General features: G+C 48.5%; 18 protein-coding genes. 16 read left to right on the top strand and 2 right to left on the bottom strand.

Going from position 1 to position 17381, the window contains the following annotated elements; all coding sequences use genetic code 11:
* The first annotated feature begins 8 nt into the window (after window positions 1–8).
* The 7 genes from argJ to RUW00_RS14145 all read left to right on the top strand — a co-directional run bounded on the left by argJ (window position 9) and on the right by RUW00_RS14145 (window position 8602).
* Complete coding sequence (argJ, locus tag RUW00_RS14175; protein ID WP_017417439.1) at window positions 9–1226, top strand: bifunctional ornithine acetyltransferase/N-acetylglutamate synthase; 1218 nt, start codon at window positions 9–11, stop codon at window positions 1224–1226.
* A 14-nt stretch (window positions 1227–1240) separates the two neighbouring features.
* Window positions 1241–2017 (top strand): acetylglutamate kinase, encoded by a 777-nt coding sequence (gene argB / locus RUW00_RS14170; protein WP_280145010.1) that lies wholly within the window; start codon window positions 1241–1243, stop codon window positions 2015–2017.
* Window positions 2014–3171 carry an acetylornithine transaminase gene (locus RUW00_RS14165; protein WP_022553568.1) on the top strand — a complete coding sequence of 386 codons (1158 nt, stop codon included), beginning with the start codon at window positions 2014–2016 and terminating at the stop codon, window positions 3169–3171. The genes argB and RUW00_RS14165 overlap by 4 nt, the downstream gene beginning before the upstream one ends.
* Window positions 3172–3241: 70 nt before the next feature.
* Complete coding sequence (locus RUW00_RS14160) at window positions 3242–4300, top strand: carbamoyl phosphate synthase small subunit (RefSeq protein WP_012117273.1); 1059 nt, start codon at window positions 3242–3244, stop codon at window positions 4298–4300.
* The gene (locus RUW00_RS14155) at window positions 4293–7388 is read left to right on the top strand and encodes a carbamoyl-phosphate synthase (glutamine-hydrolyzing) large subunit (protein WP_280145011.1); all 3096 of its coding nucleotides are present in this window, start codon (window positions 4293–4295) and stop codon (window positions 7386–7388) included. Before RUW00_RS14160 ends, RUW00_RS14155 begins: the two co-directional genes overlap by 8 nt.
* A complete protein-coding gene (argF, locus tag RUW00_RS14150) occupies window positions 7376–8347 on the top strand; it encodes an ornithine carbamoyltransferase (protein WP_022553565.1) in 972 nt (323 codons plus the stop codon). The genes RUW00_RS14155 and argF overlap by 13 nt, the downstream gene beginning before the upstream one ends.
* A gap of 75 nt (window positions 8348–8422) precedes the next feature.
* Window positions 8423–8602 (top strand): YjzC family protein, encoded by a 180-nt coding sequence (locus RUW00_RS14145; protein ID WP_003155070.1) that lies wholly within the window; start codon window positions 8423–8425, stop codon window positions 8600–8602.
* A 36-nt stretch (window positions 8603–8638) separates the two neighbouring features.
* Here RUW00_RS14145 and RUW00_RS14140 read toward each other — a convergent pair whose 3' ends face one another.
* Window positions 8639–8824: a YjzD family protein gene (locus RUW00_RS14140; protein WP_007409129.1), complete on the bottom strand. Its 186-nt coding sequence runs from the start codon at window positions 8822–8824 to the stop codon at window positions 8639–8641.
* A gap of 260 nt (window positions 8825–9084) precedes the next feature.
* Between RUW00_RS14140 and RUW00_RS14135 the strand changes: the two genes are divergently transcribed.
* From RUW00_RS14135 to RUW00_RS14120, 4 genes are all read left to right on the top strand, one after another.
* Window positions 9085–9819 carry a lipase family protein gene (locus RUW00_RS14135; protein WP_014417405.1) on the top strand — a complete coding sequence of 245 codons (735 nt, stop codon included), beginning with the start codon at window positions 9085–9087 and terminating at the stop codon, window positions 9817–9819.
* 82 nt (window positions 9820–9901) lie between these two features.
* Complete coding sequence (locus RUW00_RS14130; RefSeq protein ID WP_280145012.1) at window positions 9902–10468, top strand: hypothetical protein; 567 nt, start codon at window positions 9902–9904, stop codon at window positions 10466–10468.
* Window positions 10469–10558: 90 nt separating this feature from the next.
* On the top strand, window positions 10559–11512 hold the full coding sequence (locus tag RUW00_RS14125; protein ID WP_072177123.1) for a BMP family ABC transporter substrate-binding protein: 954 nt from the start codon (window positions 10559–10561) through the stop codon (window positions 11510–11512).
* Window positions 11513–11524: 12 nt separating this feature from the next.
* Window positions 11525–11716, top strand: coding sequence for a ComZ family protein (locus tag RUW00_RS14120; RefSeq protein ID WP_003155061.1), 192 nt, complete (start codon window positions 11525–11527; stop codon window positions 11714–11716).
* Between the two features lie 28 nt (window positions 11717–11744).
* On the opposite strand, the gene RUW00_RS14115 is transcribed toward RUW00_RS14120, so the two are convergent.
* Window positions 11745–11963, bottom strand: a complete 219-nt coding sequence (locus RUW00_RS14115; protein WP_007409123.1) for a hypothetical protein — start codon at window positions 11961–11963, stop codon at window positions 11745–11747.
* 166 nt (window positions 11964–12129) lie between these two features.
* On the opposite strand from RUW00_RS14115, the gene RUW00_RS14110 reads away from it, so the two are divergent.
* The 5 genes from RUW00_RS14110 to RUW00_RS14090 all read left to right on the top strand — a co-directional run bounded on the left by RUW00_RS14110 (window position 12130) and on the right by RUW00_RS14090 (window position 17343).
* Complete coding sequence (locus RUW00_RS14110) at window positions 12130–13068, top strand: beta-ketoacyl-ACP synthase III (RefSeq protein ID WP_007409122.1); 939 nt, start codon at window positions 12130–12132, stop codon at window positions 13066–13068.
* A gap of 22 nt (window positions 13069–13090) precedes the next feature.
* Window positions 13091–14329: a beta-ketoacyl-ACP synthase II gene (gene fabF / locus RUW00_RS14105; protein WP_021494977.1), complete on the top strand. Its 1239-nt coding sequence runs from the start codon at window positions 13091–13093 to the stop codon at window positions 14327–14329.
* Between the two features lie 82 nt (window positions 14330–14411).
* A complete protein-coding gene (locus tag RUW00_RS14100; protein ID WP_280145013.1) occupies window positions 14412–15197 on the top strand; it encodes a DUF2268 domain-containing putative Zn-dependent protease in 786 nt (261 codons plus the stop codon).
* 173 nt (window positions 15198–15370) lie between these two features.
* Window positions 15371–16357: an ABC transporter ATP-binding protein gene (locus RUW00_RS14095; protein ID WP_280145014.1), complete on the top strand. Its 987-nt coding sequence runs from the start codon at window positions 15371–15373 to the stop codon at window positions 16355–16357.
* Window positions 16354–17343 carry an ABC transporter ATP-binding protein gene (locus tag RUW00_RS14090; RefSeq protein WP_007610590.1) on the top strand — a complete coding sequence of 330 codons (990 nt, stop codon included), beginning with the start codon at window positions 16354–16356 and terminating at the stop codon, window positions 17341–17343. Before RUW00_RS14095 ends, RUW00_RS14090 begins: the two co-directional genes overlap by 4 nt.
* Window positions 17344–17381: the final 38 nt, after the last annotated feature.

Genomic DNA, 17381 nt, shown 5'->3' with positions numbered 1-17381 from the left:
TCAAAAATATGATTCAGCTGAGTGAGGAAATCACGAAAATAAAAGGCGGCGTATCCTCGCCGAAAGGGTTTGAGGCAAAGGGCGTGCACTGCGGTCTGCGCTATTCAAAAAAAGATCTCGGAGCGATTATCAGTGAAGCGCCTGCAGTCAGTGCAGCGGTATATACGCAGAGCCATTTTCAGGCAGCGCCGCTGAAAGTGACACAAGCCAGCTTGAAAAAAGAGGGTGTGCTTCAGGCGGTTATCGTCAACAGCGCGATTGCCAACGCCTGTACGGGAGACCAAGGATTAAAGGACGCCTATGAAATGCGGGACGGATTCGCGAGCCAGCTCGGCATTGAGCCGGAGCTTGTTGCGGTTTCGTCAACCGGGGTGATCGGCGAGCTTTTAGATATGAAAAAAATTCAAGCGGGCATTGAACAGCTCGGTCAAGCGCCGTCCGTGTCCGGAGCATTTGAAGAAGCCATTTTGACGACGGATACAGTGACGAAACAGACGTGTTATGAACTGGTGATCGGCGGAGACATCATCACGATCGGCGGAGCGGCGAAAGGCTCCGGCATGATCCACCCCAACATGGCGACAATGCTCGGCTTTGTCACAACGGACGCGGCCGTGGAAGAACAGGCGCTCAAAAACGCGCTCAGAGAGATTACGGATGTTTCATTTAACCAAATCACCGTTGACGGAGAAACATCGACGAATGACATGGTGCTTGTGATGGCGAACGGCTGCGCGGGGAATGATTGCCTGACGGAGCAGCATCCTGACTGGCCGGCTTTTAAAAAGGGATTAAAGCTTGTATGCGAAGACCTTGCCAAAGATATTGCCAGAGACGGTGAAGGAGCGACGAAATTAATTGAAGCCAGAGTCGAAGGCGCGAAAAATAACCTTGAGGCGAATATTATCGCCAAAAAAATCGTCGGTTCAAGCCTTGTGAAGACCGCCGTTTACGGCACAGACGCCAATTGGGGGCGCATCATCGGCGCAATCGGGCACAGTGCGGCAAGCGTAACGGCCGAACAAGTGGAAGTTTTCCTCGGCGGCCAGTGTCTGTTTAAAAACAACGAACCTCAGCCGTTTTCGGAAACTGATGCCAAGGAGTACTTATCAGGTGATGAGATTACGATTGCAGTCCGCCTGCAGGAAGGCTCCGGCAGCGGCCGGGCATGGGGCTGTGACTTAACCTATGATTATATCAAAATCAATGCGAGCTATCGCACATAACAAAGGGGAGCGGCATGAAGAAAACCATCGTTTTTAAGTGCGGCGGAAGCGTGATCCGCGAGTTATCCGCCGATTTTTTTCAAAATGTAAAAGAGCTTATGCAATCGGGCTGGAACATTGCCGTCGTGCATGGCGGCGGCCCGGACATTTCAAGAATGCTGAAAACATTGCAGATTGAAACGGAATTTGTCGATGGACAGCGGAAAACGACCAAACCGGTGCTGGAAACAGCGGAAATGGTCTTGTCAGGGACGATCAATAAATTTTTCGTAACCGAACTCGCGAAAAACGGGCTGAAAGCCGCGGGAATATCAGGAAAGGACGGCGGTCTCCTTCAAGCATCTTACCTTAATCAAGACAAATACGGAGAAGTCGGCGAAATACAAAATACAGATCCATTAATCATCCAAGCGTTAATGAAAGAAGGCATCATTCCCGTTATCGCTCCGCTTTCCATGACAAGTGATTTCGAAACGCTGAACGTCAACGCAGACGCCGCGGCATCGTCCGTCGCTTCAGCCTTACACGCCGATAAACTTTTATTTGTCACGGATGTCGAAGGAATTATGGACGGAGAGAACAGGCTGGATACTTTGACGCCGCAAGAGATTCAGGCCCTCATAGATGGCGGCGTGATTTCAGGAGGGATGATTCCGAAGGTAAACTCGGCATTATCGGCACTGAGTGAAGATGTCGAGGAAGTGATGATCGTAAACGGAAAAGGAGCGTTTTTCACCGATCAAGCCTTCCAAGGAACAAAAATCGTCAAAGAAAAGGAGAGCGTGTCATGAGCAGTCTATTTCAAACCTACAGCCGCTGGCCCATCGATATCAAAAAAGCGAAAGGGACAATCGCAGAGGATGAAAACGGAAAAACGTATCTTGATTTTATTCAGGGCATCGCCGTTTCCAATCTCGGCCATTGTCATGATGAGGTGACAGAAGCGGTGAAAGAACAGCTTGACAGCGTATGGCACGTTTCCAATCTGTTTGAAAATGATCTTCAGGAAAAAGCCGCGGCAAAGCTGGCCGAACATAGCGCGGGGGATCTCGTTTTCTTCTGCAACAGCGGGGCCGAAGCGAATGAAGGCGCCATTAAGCTTGCCCGTAAAGCAACGGGAAAGACAAAAATCGTAACATTTCATCAATCCTTTCACGGACGGACCTATGCGGGGATGGCCGCCACCGGACAAGACAAAATCAAGATCGGTTTCGGACCGATGCTTCAAGGCTTTCACTATCTTCCGTTTAATGATCCGTCGGCATTCAGCACGCTTTCAAAAGAGGATGATATCGCCGCCGTCATGCTTGAGACGGTGCAGGGAGAAGGGGGAGTCAATCCCGCCGATCCGGAATTCATCGAAGCCTTACAGACATTTTGCAAAGACAAACAGGCACTGCTTATCGCAGACGAGATTCAAACCGGAATCGGCCGGACGGGCAAGGCATTCGGCTATGAGCATTTCGGCATCTCTCCGGACATCATCACTGCTGCGAAAGGGCTTGGAAACGGTTTTCCCGTCGGAGCCGTGATCGGCAAAAAGAAGCTTGGAGACGCCTTTACGCCGGGTACGCATGGTACGACTTTCGGCGGCAATAAGCTTGCCATGGCAGCTGTGAAAGCAACCTTGGACATTGTGTTTCAGCCGGACTTTCTCCAGGAGGCGGCAGACAAAGGATCATTTTTAAAAGCGCAGCTGAACCGTGAACTGACAGGGCCTTTTGTAAAAGAAATCCGCGGAAAAGGGTTATTAATCGGCATTGAATGCGCAGGTCCCGTGTCCGGCATTATCGGAGATTTGCAGGAACGCGGACTTCTCGTGCTTCCGGCCGGACCGAATGTCATTAGGCTGCTGCCGCCGCTTACGGTTTCTGAAGAAGAAATGCTGTCGGCCGTCAGTATGCTGAAAGCAGCGATCGAAGCGCATTCGGCAGTGAAACGGTAATTTTTTTTTCGATATAAGAGTATAAAAATTCATATTTTTAATTAATTATTCATCAAGAGGTGGGCTTTAGATGAAAGGCTATTTAGTATTGGAAGACGGAACATCATTCGGCGGTGAACTTGAAAAAGAAGCCCGCTGTGTTGGCGAAGCTGTTTTTTTCACCGGAATGACGGGCTATCAGGAAGTGCTTACAGACCCGTCATATAAGGGCCAGATCATCGTCTTTACGTATCCGCTGATCGGAAACTACGGAATTAATGAAAAAGACCTCGAAAGTAAGATCCCTCAAGTCAAGGCTGTTGCCGTCTATGAAGCGTGTGAACATTTTTCTCACCATGAAGCAGTCTCAAGCTTGAGAGAGTATTTAAATAAATGGAACATCCCGCTCTTAACCGAAGTGGACACACGGGCCGTCGTCAAAACCATCCGCTCCGGCGGCACGATGAACGCTGCCGTGTCAACAACAGGAGAAATTCCCGCAGCATCCGGAACAGAAAACCCGGCGGAGCTGGCGCAGTCTGAAGACATCACGTCAATGGGGAACGGAGACCGGCATATTGCGCTGATTGATTTCGGTTATAAAAAATCAATCGCCTCGTCACTTGTAAAGCGCGGCTGTAAAGTAACGGTCATTCCGTATCAGCAGATGAACGCCGTTTATGACATTCAGCCTGACGGAATCGTGCTTTCAAACGGCCCGGGCGACCCGAAAGCGATTGCGCCGTACATGAACCGGATTACATCATTACTCAGTGATTTCCCCGCACTCGGCATTTGCCTCGGGCATCAGCTGATTGCCCTGGCTTTCGGAGGAAATACGTATAAGCTGCCGTTCGGCCACAGGGGTGCCAACCATCCCGTCATTGACCGGAAAACGAAACGGGTGTTTATGACAAGCCAGAACCACAGCTATGTCGTCGATGAAGCATCAATTGACGAAAACGAGCTGTCCATCAGATTTCACCATGTCAATGACACATCGGTGGAAGGGCTCATTCATAAGCGCCTTCCCGTATTAAGCGTCCAGTTCCACCCTGAAGCTCATCCCGGCCCGGCTGAGAGCGAGTGGATATTTGATGAATTTCTAGAGAAAGTGATACCAGCAAGGAGAGAAATCGCTCATGCCTAAAGATACAACCATTTCCAGCATATTAGTCATCGGCTCCGGCCCCATCATCATCGGCCAGGCGGCAGAATTTGATTATTCAGGAACGCAGGGCTGCATGGCTCTGAAAGAAGAAGGATACCGCGTTATTCTAGTCAACAACAACCCGGCAACGATTATGACGGATGAGGCGTTTGCCGATGAAATATATTTTGAACCGCTCACAACCGACAGCATCGAGGCCATTATTGAAAAAGAAAAACCGGACGGTCTGCTTGCCAATTTGGGCGGCCAGACGGCATTGAATTTAGCCGTTAAGCTTGAAGAAGCAGGCGTGCTGAAGAAGCATCACGTCAAGCTTTTGGGAACATCAGTGGAAACCATTCAAAAAGGCGAAGACCGGGAGCAGTTCCGCGCCCTGATGAAAGAGCTCGATCAGCCCGTTCCGGAAAGCGAAATCGTCGACAACGAAGAAGACGCCCTCCGTTTCGCTGAGTCTATCGGATTTCCGGTCATTCTGAGACCGGCGTACACGTTAGGCGGAAAGGGAGGCGGAATCGCGAAAACGAAAGAAGCGTTTCAGACGCTTATTAAACAGGCGCTGTTAGCAAGCCCGATCAGCCAATGCCTCGTCGAAAAAAGCATCGCCGGATTTAAAGAAATCGAATATGAGGTCATGCGCGACAGCAATCATACATGCATCACCGTCTGCAATATGGAAAACATCGATCCCGTCGGCGTGCATACAGGAGACTCCATCGTCGTCGCACCGTCCCAGACGTTAACGGATGAAGAATATCAGATGCTGCGTTCAGCAAGCCTGGCGATTATTTCGGCGCTGGATGTGGTCGGCGGCTGCAACATTCAATTTGCGCTGGATCCGTTCAGCAAACAGTACTATGTCATTGAAGTGAACCCGCGTGTCAGCCGTTCATCGGCCCTCGCGTCAAAAGCGACCGGCTACCCGATTGCCAAAATGGCGGCGAAACTTGCCGTCGGCTATACGCTCGACGAACTGAAAAATCCGCTGACGGGCTCTACTTATGCAAGCTTTGAACCGGCGCTTGATTATGTCATCGTCAAATTCCCGCGCTGGCCGTTTGATAAATTTAAACATGCCGACCGCACGCTCGGAACGAAGATGAAAGCGACGGGAGAGGTCATGGCGATCGAAAGAAATATGGAAGCGGCCATTCAAAAAGCGGCGGCCTCCCTTGAGCTGAAAACGATCGGCACCCGCCTGCCTGAACTCGGCGGCTGTACGATCAATCAGCTGTGGGAATTAGCGGTAACGCCGGATGACCGGAGATTTTTCGTCGTCATGGAACTGTTAAGCCGCGGTGAAACGATAGAAGACATCCATGCCAAAACGAAAATTGACCCGTTTTTTCTCCATGTATTCCGAAATATCATCACATTGGAAAACAAGCTGATGGAAGAAGGGGATCATCTGTCTGTGCCGCTTTTAAAGCAGGCGAAGGTAAAGGGCTTCACGGATGTCATGATCGCATCTCTCACGGGAAAAACGGAAGAAGACATCCGTGCTCTCAGAAAGAAATCAGGCATCGTCCCGTCGTTTAAAATCGTAGATACATGCGCCGCTGAATTTGATGCCAAGACGAATTATTTCTACTCCACCTACCTCGGGGAAAGCGACGGAGATATCAGCCGAAAAGAGAAAAAACGCGCCCTCATCATCGGCTCAGGCCCGATCCGCATCGGTCAGGGAGTGGAATTTGATTACAGTGCCGTCCACGGCGTTCTGACCCTGCAAAAGCTGGGGTATGAAACGATTATGATTAATAACAATCCGGAAACAGTAAGCACGGATTATGAAATCGCCGACCGGCTTTATTTTGAACCGCTGACGACAGAACATATTTTGAACGTGGCGGAACATGAAAACATTGATTTTGCCATCGTCCAATTTGGGGGGCAGACCGCGATCAATGCCGCTGAGCCGCTGGAAAAAGCGGGCATTCCGCTGCTCGGAACATCCTTTGAAACCCTTGATGCGCTGGAGGATCGGGATCTGTTTTATCAGCTGCTTGATGATCTTGACCTGAAACATGCCAAAGGCGAAACCGCTTATTCAAAAGAAGAAGCAACGGAAAAAGCAAGCCGAATCGGCTACCCCGTGCTGATCCGTCCGTCTTATGTCATCGGTGGGATGGGCATGATCATCGTTGATTCAGAAGTGCAAATGTCAGAACTGCTGGAAAATGAAGCGGGCATGCCGTATCCGATTTTGATCGATCAGTACATTACAGGAAAAGAATTGGAGATCGATCTGATTTCCGACGGACATGAAGTATTCGTGCCGACTTACACAGAGCACATTGAACGCGCCGGCGTTCATTCGGGCGACAGTTTTGCGATTCTTCCGGGTCCGTCTGTCACACCTGATATGCAGCGTAATATAAAAGAGGCCGCCGAAAAAATCGCGGTAAAACTGGCTTTTAAAGGCATCATGAACATTCAGTTTGTCATTGATGACAAAGGAGATATTCTCGTTCTTGAAGTGAACCCGCGGGCAAGCCGCACAGTTCCTGTCGTGTCTAAGGTGATGGGAGTGCCGATGATCCCGCTTGCCGCCAGATTGCTGGCCGGCGCTTCCCTTAAAGACCTCAAGCCCGAGGTTCAAAATCAGCACGGAACGGCAGTGAAATTCCCGGTTTTTTCTTCGCACGCCATTCAGGATGTGGACGTAAAGCCCGGGCCGGAAATGAAGTCGACCGGAGAAGGCATGTGTGTCGCGTTTGACGCAGAAAGCGCCCTGAAAAAAATCTACGCGCACGTCTGGGAGAAAAAAGGCAGCATCTATCTGGAAGGCTGTGATGCGGAATTGGAACGTCAGGCTCAAGAGGCGGGATTTACGGTATGCAAAGATGCGTTCCCGGCATGGGCAGAGCGAAAGGATAAAGCGGTCCATATCAATTTCAATTACTCTGAAGAAGCGCGTAAACAACGGATCGAAGCCATGACGCACGGCGTGACGGTCTTTACTGAACCGGAAACCGTAAAGGCATTTTTAGCAAGCGGCTCCGGCAAACCTCAGCCTGTATCGCTCAAAGATCTTTATCAAAAGGAAGTGGCATCATGCACACAATAAAAGCGGAACACACATTAACCCATTTGTACGGCAAAGATTTTCTTTCCTTAAAAGATGTCAGCCCGTCAGACATCAATGCGCTTTTGACAGAAGCTTCATTATTAAAACAACATCCGATACAGCCGATTTTCCAAGGGAAAACATTGGCGATGATTTTTGAAAAATCTTCAACCCGCACACGTGTGTCTTTTGAAGCGGGAATGGCCCAGCTCGGGGGAACGGGACTATTTCTTTCAAGCAGCGACCTGCAGCTTGGGCGGGGGGAGACGGTTGCGGATACGGCGAAGGTGCTGTCCGGCTTCGTTGATGCCATTATGATCCGCACCTTTGAACATGAAAAAGTCGAAGAGCTTGCCGAGCATGCAGATATTCCTGTCATAAACGGGTTGACCGACCGGTATCACCCGTGTCAGGCACTCGCGGATCTGTTAACGATACAAGAAATAAAAGGAAAATTAAAAGGAGTAAAAGCCGCCTATATCGGTGACGGAAATAATGTAGCGCATTCACTAATGATCGGCTGCGCAAAAATGGGCTGTGACATTGCGGTTGCTTCGCCGAAAGGCTATGAAGTAGAGGAAGAGGCGGTAAATGCCGCAAAAGAAGCGGCGGCTGTTTCCGGAGCGAAAATCACCCTTACCGAAAATCCGCAGGAAGCGGTGCGGGATGCAGACGTGATTTACTCCGACGTCTTCACGAGCATGGGGCAGGAGGAAGAGACGCAGCAGCGGCTGAACGTGTTTGCCCCGTATCAAGTCAACGCCTCACTCGTCAGTCTCGCCAAACCTGACTATACATTTTTGCATTGCCTGCCCGCGCATCGGGAGGAGGAGGTCACGTCCGAGATTATCGACGGCCCGAACTCTGCGGTATTCCAGCAGGCGGAAAACCGGCTTCACGCGCAAAAAGCGCTCCTGAAAGCTCTTCTTTACAAACAGGATGAACAAAAAAACCGCTGAACCTCATTCAGCGGTTTTTGATATTTCTCCGCATACAAGCGCATACTACATAAAAAAGAAAAAGGAGGAAATGACGTGGGACAGCAGCATCAATTCCGCCCGGGACAAAAAGCGCCGAATAACGGTGTGTACGTTGAAATCGGCGAAACGGGAAGCATGGTCAAAAATCCGCAGAAAATCAAGCTCACAGTGGGAGAAATGTTCCCTGAAACTTCAAACCACAACAGATTGTGGACGTATCAACGAAAACCGTGAACACAAAAAAACCTGCTGAATAGCAGGTTTTTTTATTTAATGCTGGCTTGCATCCTGTTTGACAGGCATGATCTCCGCAAGAACAAAGACAAGCACTGCAATAACTACGGCAATAACGGATGATTGCTTGAAATTGTACGCCGCGCTGTTCATGGAGGCGACCAAATAACAGGCCATATGTGTTAAAAGGAACGTCCAAATAAAACCGATAATAAACCGCACGTTTCCACCTCGTCCTTCATTTTATTCTACGTTGTATCATACCATACATAAAGCGCGGGCGGAAGGTCATTTTCTCATCAAAAAGCGCGCCTGAAACTGACATTTGCCCGCCTGTCAGGCCGTCTGAAGGAAAATTCGGTTCCCGTGCTCGGGATAATAGCCAAAACATAGCAGCAAATAGGAGTTTATCCGATCCGTTTTCATTCTTCTTACATATGATAGCCAATAGAGAGATTAGGAGTAAAAGGAGGCGGGCAGGCATGGGGATAACGGAAAGATTCTTCCAATTCGGATCTGAGCTGAACGTCATCCATCTGCCGTATCGGCCGAACGGCTTCTGTATCTTTATTCTGGGGGACAGAACCCACTTTGTCAGCCGGGACTCAAGCTTTTGGCTCGAACATGAAGGGAGAAACCAGCTGTTAAATACGATGCTTGACAGAGGGTACACCATTTTCAACAGCAATTTATACGGACGGCATTGGGGTTCGGAAAAAGCCGTCCTTTACGCCAGACAGCTGATTCATTATGTGCTGAAACAAGAAACCCTCAATCCGAAAATACACTTGCTCGCAGAAGGCATGGGCGCCCTCATCGCCGATCAATTGCTGCAGTCTTCACCGGAGCATATCCGTTCAGCCGCAATGTTAGATCCTTGTCTTGATCTTCAAGCCCATTTTGAATCAGAGAAAGAAAATAAGTTTTTTTATAAGCAGTTTCTGAGGGAAACGGCACAAAGTTTCGGTGTTTCTGAAAAAGAGGCAAGCTCACTGAGCTATCAGACCATTACCGGCTGCCGCACCCGCGCGCCGGTACATATATGGCAAAGAACGACCGGAGCGCCGTACCCGTACACCCTGCATGCGAACGCGTATAAAGAAGCCCGGGAAAAGACCGGAAGCAAGACTGATATCACGTATCACCTGCTTGAAAACCCTGCGCGTATGTACAGAGCCATCTGCCGGTTTTTCCGCAGTCATGAAAAAGACCTGTAATGAATAGAATACAACAGCCATCTCTTTTCAGAGGGCTGTTTGGCTTGTGTGTGAATGAAAAACCGGAAAGGCGGCAGATGTGATGAAGACAGCGTTGATCATTGGAGCAGATGAATTTCTCGGCCTTTCATTGTGCGAACGGTTGATGGATGAGGATGTGCATGTTGATGTCATTTTGGCAGAACCGGAGGACAAAACGAGGCAGCTGTATTTAGAAGAACGTTTAATGTGGCTCGCGAGAAACGGGCTTTTTCAAATAATAGATGAAATCGGTGAAAAGGAATACGATCGTATCTGCGTTCAATACGGGAGCGGGTGTCTGCCTGAAGAAAGGGCTGAGCCTTTATATTGGATTGTTTACAGTGAGGATCACGGAGACTGGGAAAAAAACGGTCAGCGGGATACGGCAAAAGCGATTATCCTTCCTCCCCTTTACGGTCCGTGGACGGAAGCAAAAGAAGATGGCGAAAGCAGGATCTTTTTAGAAGACGCAGTCTGCGGGCTGATGAATCAGCTTGAGGCTGACGGTACAGAAGACGAAAATCAGATTATTACCCTGGAAATAAAAGAAAAAACACAAAAAACGGAAGCGGAAGAAAAAATTAAAGAGTGGAAAAGACAATTTTCATCAATATTCGACATTTTTTAAGAAATACCTTCCATGTTATGTGCATTACCGCTACAATAAACGTATATCAATTTATACATGTTATGAGTTTGAAAAGGGGTTGAACATGGCTTGATCACCAGGCTTGTCATGACCTTTTCTGTCCTCCTTTTATTGAGCGGATGCGCACAAACTCCGTTTAAAGGAAAAATTGAGAAGGTCGGAATGCTTTTTCCCGATACCATCAGTGACTTGGTATGGGGGACAAAAGGTTACAAAGGTTTATTAGCGATACAATCTGAATTTAACGTTGACGTTTATTATAAAGAAAATATCAGATCCGATGAAGATATTTTAAAAGCGATAGATGATTTTCATAAAAAAGGAGTCAATCTTTTATACGGGCACGGAAATGAATACGAGGAAATTTTCAATATGATCAGCAAGGATTATCCCGACATGGAATTCGTCGTCGCAAACGGAACGGCGAAAAGCGATAATGTCACAAGCGTTCACCTGATGGGAGAAGCAATGGGCTTTTTCGGGGGAATGACGGCCGCCCATATGTCAAAAACCAATGAGGTAGGTGTCATCGCCTCCTTTCTGTGGCAGCCTGAAGTAGACGGCTTTATCAAAGGGGCGAAATATGAAAAGCCCGATATCACCGTCAATACTGAATTTACGGACCACTGGGATAACGGCAATGAAGCGCTGCATCTTTACGAGAAGTTAAAAGCGGAAGGCACGGATGTTGTATATCCGGCCGGAGACGGGTATAATGTTCCTGTCATTCAGCAAATCAAAAAAGACGGGCTTTACGCCATCGGCTATGTCGCCGAGCAATCGAATCTCGGCAAAAACACGGTGCTGACAAGCACGGTGCAAAACGTAGATAAAGCCTATACATTAATTGCCGAGCAATATAATAAAGGTACGCTCAAGAGCGGAGATCACAACTTTGATTTCAGGGAAGGAGTCGTTGAAATGGGGACGTTCAGCCCTCTGGTGGACAAAGCATTTCAAGACAAAATCTCAGACCTTGTCAAAACGTATAACCGAACAAATGAACTGCCGTCAAATGAATAGAGGTGGATACACATGCAGCATGAAAAGTCTCTTGAATTTATGCAGATCGCGATGAAATACCTGCCGGAAGCAAAGGCGGAGCTTGAGAAATCCGGCATAGATCTGTCTATGGAAATGATTCAGCCGTTTATGGACCTGTTTACATCGGTCATGGCGGAAGCGTATGAGCTTGGCAGATCTGATGCCGGGGAGCTGAATAAATAAAGAGAGCCACTTTTCATGAAGTGGCTTTTCACATGATTTTTTTCTTTATAGCGGACACCATCGGCGCGAAGTCTTTAAATACGGGCTTTAATTGATCCAGAGAGTTCATGATGGACCCCAGCTGATTCATCACGTGGTTGTAATCGATCTCTTCTTCGTTTTCAGCCTGAGGCTGCTCCGGGTTTTCTTCCGGTTCTTTATCCCGATCTCTGGAATCGCCGAACATCATTTTGGAGAAAATATCCATAGTGAAGCCTCCTTTCGTCTTCCTTTTATTCTATGAGGAGAAGCGTCCGATAGTTTAGACGAATATATTGCCAACAGAAAAAAAATAGGGTAGAATTAGTACCTGATACTAATAATTGATCATAACTAATTAGTTTTAAATTCATTATAAAAAAGGAGTCTTTCCAATGAAAGCTGGAATTCTTGGCGTCGGCCGTTACATCCCGGAAAAAGTGCTGACAAATCATGATCTTGAACAAATGGTAGATACATCGGACGAGTGGATTCGTACGAGAACAGGTATAGAAGAAAGAAGAATCGCCGCGGAAGATATGTATTCATCCGGCATGGCCGCTGAGGCTGCGCAAAAAGCGCTTGATCAGGCCGGTATTTCTGCTGAGGAGCTTGATATGATCCTCGTGGCGACGGTTACTCCTGACCAGTCCTTCCCTACCGTTTCCTGTATGATACAAGAGAAGCTCGGGGCCAAAAAAGCGTGCGCGATGGATATCAGCGCCGCATGTGCGGGTTTTATGTACGGTATCGTAACCGCCAAACAATTCATTGAATCGCAAACATACAAACATGTCCTCGTGGTCGGCGTGGAAAAGCTCTCAAGCATTACCGACTGGGACGACCGCAATACGGCTGTGCTGTTCGGAGACGGAGCCGGAGCGGCGGTCATCGGACCGGTCAGCGACGACAGAGGCATACTGTCATTTGAGCTCGGAGCAGACGGTACAGGCGGTCAGCACTTGTACTTAGATGAAAAAGGGCATACAATCATGCATGGAAGAGAAGTATTCAAATTCGCCGTCCGGCAAATGGGTGAATCGAGTGTAAATGTCATTGAAAAAGCCGGCCTCTCCAAAGAGGACGTAGACTTTTTGATTCCGCATCAGGCAAACATCCGTATCATGGAAGCGGCACGGGAACGTTTGGAGCTTCCGGTTGAAAAGATGTCTAAAACAGTCCATAAATATGGAAACACATCCGCAGCATCCATTCCGATTTCATTAGTAGAGGAACTGGAAGCAGGCAAAATTAAAGACGGCGACGTCATCGTCATGGTCGGTTTCGGCGGAGGATTGACATGGGGCGCCATAGCAATACGCTGGGGACGATAAAAAAAGGTGAGGTGCACACAAGATGAGTAAAAAAAGAGTAGTCGTTACAGGGCTTGGAGCCCTGTCTCCGCTTGGAAACGACGCCGAAACAAGCTGGAAAAATGCAATCGGCGGCGTATCCGGAATCGGACCGATCACACGTGTGGAATCGGACGAGTATCCGGCGAAAGTAGCTGCTGAACTGAAAGATTTCAATATTGAAAATTACATGGATAAAAAAGAAGCGCGAAAAATGGACCGCTTCACGCAATACGCTGTCGTAGCCGCGAAAATGGCCGTTCAAGATGCCGGTCTGAACATCACAGACGAGATCGCGCCGAGAGTCGGCGTTTGGGTCGGGTCCGGAATCGGCGGCCTTGAAACGCTTGAATCCCAATTCGAAATCTTCCTGACTAAAGGGCCGAGAAGGGTCAGCCCGTTCTTTGTTCCGATGATGATTCCGGATATGGCGACAGGCCAAATCTCAATCGCTCTCGGAGCAAAAGGAGTCAACTCCTGTACGGTGACGGCATGTGCGACGGGAACGAACTCTATCGGTGACGCGTTTAAAGTCATTCAGCGCGGCGATGCCGATGCGATGATTACGGGCGGAACGGAAGCGCCGCTGACAAGAATGTCATTTGCGGGCTTCAGTGCAAACAAAGCCCTTTCTACAAATCCTGATCCGAAAACGGCAAGCCGCCCGTTTGATAAAAACCGTGACGGCTTTGTCATGGGAGAAGGCGCGGGGATCGTCGTGCTTGAAGAGCTTGAGCACGCGCTTGCCCGCGGTGCGAAAATCTACGGGGAAATTGTCGGCTACGGCTCAACGGGTGACGCCTACCACATTACCGCGCCTGCCCAAGACGGGGAAGGCGGTGCGAGAGCGATGCAGGAAGCAATCAAAGATGCGGGCATCAAGCCTGAAGAAATTGATTACATCAACGCTCACGGCACAAGCACGTACTACAATGATAAATACGAGACAAAAGCCATTAAGACCGTTTTCGGTGATCATGCGTACAAGCTTGCCGTCAGTTCGACAAAATCAATGACGGGTCATTTGTTAGGCGCTGCCGGAGGAATTGAAGCAATCTTCTCCGTCATGGCCATTAAAGACAGCATTATCCCGCCGACGATTAACATCGAAACACCTGATGAAGAGTGTGATTTAGATTATGTACCGGACAAAGCGCGCGAGCAGGATGTCAACGTCGTTCTCAGCAACTCGCTCGGCTTCGGCGGACATAATGCCACTTTGATCTTTAAAAAATATCAATAATACAGTTTTTGACCGGCTGCCTGAAAAAGGTGGCCGGTTTTTTTGTGCGTGCATATGATAACAACAAGAGGAGGCGAACGGTATGAGCGTCAAGCAGACATATCAATGGATGGAAAAGGCGGCATCCGTAAATGATCTGGCCCCGCATCTTTTGCCGCTTTTTCCAGGGGCCGATAAGAAAGAGTGGAAGCCGATACTCGGGATGCTGCAAAACCACGGCATGTTCCGCCATTTGAAGGACGGCGTTAGGACCAGTAAACGGCTGAAAGAAAAAGGATGCTGCAGCCATATTCAAAAGGAGGAAGCCTATTTAAAGGAGAAGTGGAGCGGGCCGGACGTGCCGATCGTAGTTTTGCCCGTCGATGAACGAAACCGGAAAATCCGTCAGGAATTCGGATCAAAATCCGGTCTGGCCTTTCGGGACAAAATGTTCCTCTTTCTATCGTCGGATAGTTCCAATTCAGCTGTATCCGCCCTTATGACACATGAATATAATCACGTCTGCCGGTTAGAACATGTGACAAAGGACGAAAAAGATGAGACATTTCTTGATACAATCATGATGGAGGGGCTGGCAGAATATGCTGTATATGAGCGGTTCGGCTCAAGTCTTACGGCGGAATGGACGTCCTACTATACGCCTGAGCAGCTTGATTTTCTGTTTGAAAAAAGAGTCAAGCCGAACCTCCGCTTAACGAGAGACAGCAGAATGTTTTCCCAGCTGTTATACGGAAAAGGATACTTCCCCTCAATGCTCGGCTATGCCGTCGGATTCAATATAGTAAAAAAATATTTAACCGACCATCAAAAAACAGTAAAAGAAGCATTGGCCATCCCTTCAAAAACCTTTCTGGAGGCAACGCTTTAATAGATTAAAAGAATGGAAATTATTTAAGGATATTACATTTATCCTAAAAAATTCTTGCTTTTGTAATAATGATGTAATAATATACAACTATAAAATTTTTCGACTATTCTATATTTTGTGATAGCGAAACGTATGTTTCCCTCTGCTTCAGCGGAATGAGAAAGGGGCGTATCATGAGCACACTATTAGAAGTGAATAATTTAAAGACCTATTTTTTCAGAAAGAAACAGCCGATCCCCGCAGTCGACGGAGTTGATTTTCACATTAATAAAGGCGAAACCGTCGCTCTTGTAGGAGAATCCGGCTCGGGCAAAAGCATCACCTCGCTTTCTATTATGGGACTTGTCCAAGGCTCGGGCGGAAAAATTATGGACGGCTCGATTAAGCTTGAAGGCAGAGACCTGGCCTCCTTCACCGAAAACGAATATTGCAAAATCCGCGGAAATGACGTCTCTATGATCTTTCAGGAGCCCATGACTTCCCTGAATCCGGTGCTGACTATCGGCGAACAAATTACCGAAGTGCTTGAATACCATAAAAAAGTGAATAAAAAAGAAGCGTCCAAAAAAGCCGTTGAGCTTCTGGAACTCGTCGGATTCTCCAGAGCGGAACAAGTGATGAAAGAATATCCGCACCGCCTTTCCGGAGGGATGAGACAGAGGGTGATGATCGCCATCGCGCTCAGCTGCAATCCGAAGCTTCTGATCGCTGATGAGCCGACGACGGCGCTTGATGTGACGATACAAGCCCAAGTATTGGAGCTGATGAAAGACCTCTGCAAAAAATTCGATACTTCCATTCTGCTGATCACTCACGATTTAGGTGTGGTTTCCGAAGCCGCCGACAGGGTGATCGTGATGTACTGCGGACAAGTCGTAGAGAGCGCGAGTGTGGAGGACTTATTTTTAAACCCTCTTCATCCGTATACCGAAGGGCTGTTAAACTCCATACCGGTGATAGATGGAGAGATTGATACATTAAAAGCGATCAAAGGCAGTGTCCCGACACCGGATAATCTTCCGGAAGGCTGCCGATTCGCCCCGAGGTGTTCAAAAGCGATGGACAAATGCAAAACAGGGCAGCCGGAGCTGATAACGCATGAAAGCGGCCGTTCTGTAAGATGTTTTTTATATGAGGAAGAGGGTGCCCAATCAAAATGACAGCTGCAGGCCAAGAAACGATTTTAGAGCTGAAAGACGTAAAAAAATATTTCCCGATCCGCTCCGGTTTTTTTCAAAGGAAAGTCGGTGATATAAAGGCTGTTGACGGCGTTTCTTTTTCACTGAAGCGCGGGGAGACGCTCGGCATCGTCGGTGAATCAGGATGCGGCAAATCAACGGCGGGAAGGACGATGATCCGTTTATACAAGCCGACAGACGGCCGGATTCTTTTTAAGGGTCAGGATATCTCGGGCTTATCTGAAGAAAAGCTGAGAAAAAGCGTCCGTAAAAACATCCAGATGGTCTTCCAAGATCCCTTCGCATCCCTTAACCCGAGGAAAACGCTGCGTTCCATTATTAAAGAGCCGTTCCAGACTCACCATATGTACAGCATGAGCGAGCGGAACGAGCGAGTGGAGGAGCTGCTGGCGAAAGTCGGCCTTCATCCGAGCTTTGCAAACCGTTATCCGCACGAATTTTCCGGAGGGCAGCGCCAGCGGATCGGGATTGCGCGGGCTCTGACGTTGAATCCCGAGCTGATTATTGCGGATGAACCCGTTTCCGCGCTCGATGTCTCCATTCAGGCCCAGGTCATCAATCTGATGGAAGAACTGCAGGAAGAATTCAACCTGACCTATTTGTTTATTTCTCATGATTTGAGTGTTGTCCGCCATATCAGCGACAGAGTCGGCGTCATGTATCTGGGAAAAATGATGGAGCTGACCGATAAACACGAGCTGTACGGCAATCCGCTTCACCCTTATACGCAGGCGCTTTTGTCTTCAGTGCCCGTCACGAGAAAAAAAGACGCCGTCAAGCGGGAACGAATCATCCTGAAAGGAGAACTGCCAAGCCCGGCAAATCCGCCGAAAGGCTGCGTGTTCCACACGCGGTGCCCGATGGCCAAACCGATCTGCAAGGAACAAATCCCGGCATTTGAAGAAGCCGCTCCCGGCCATTACGTCGCCTGCCATTTATATGCCTGAAATGACAAGCATCGAGAGGGGGTATGCCGGATTACATA

It is taken from the genome of Bacillus sp. IS1, from assembly GCF_032461585.1.
Taxonomy (GTDB): Bacteria; Bacillota; Bacilli; order Bacillales; family Bacillaceae; genus Bacillus; species Bacillus velezensis.
This window is presented reverse-complemented; position numbering and strand designations above follow the sequence as displayed.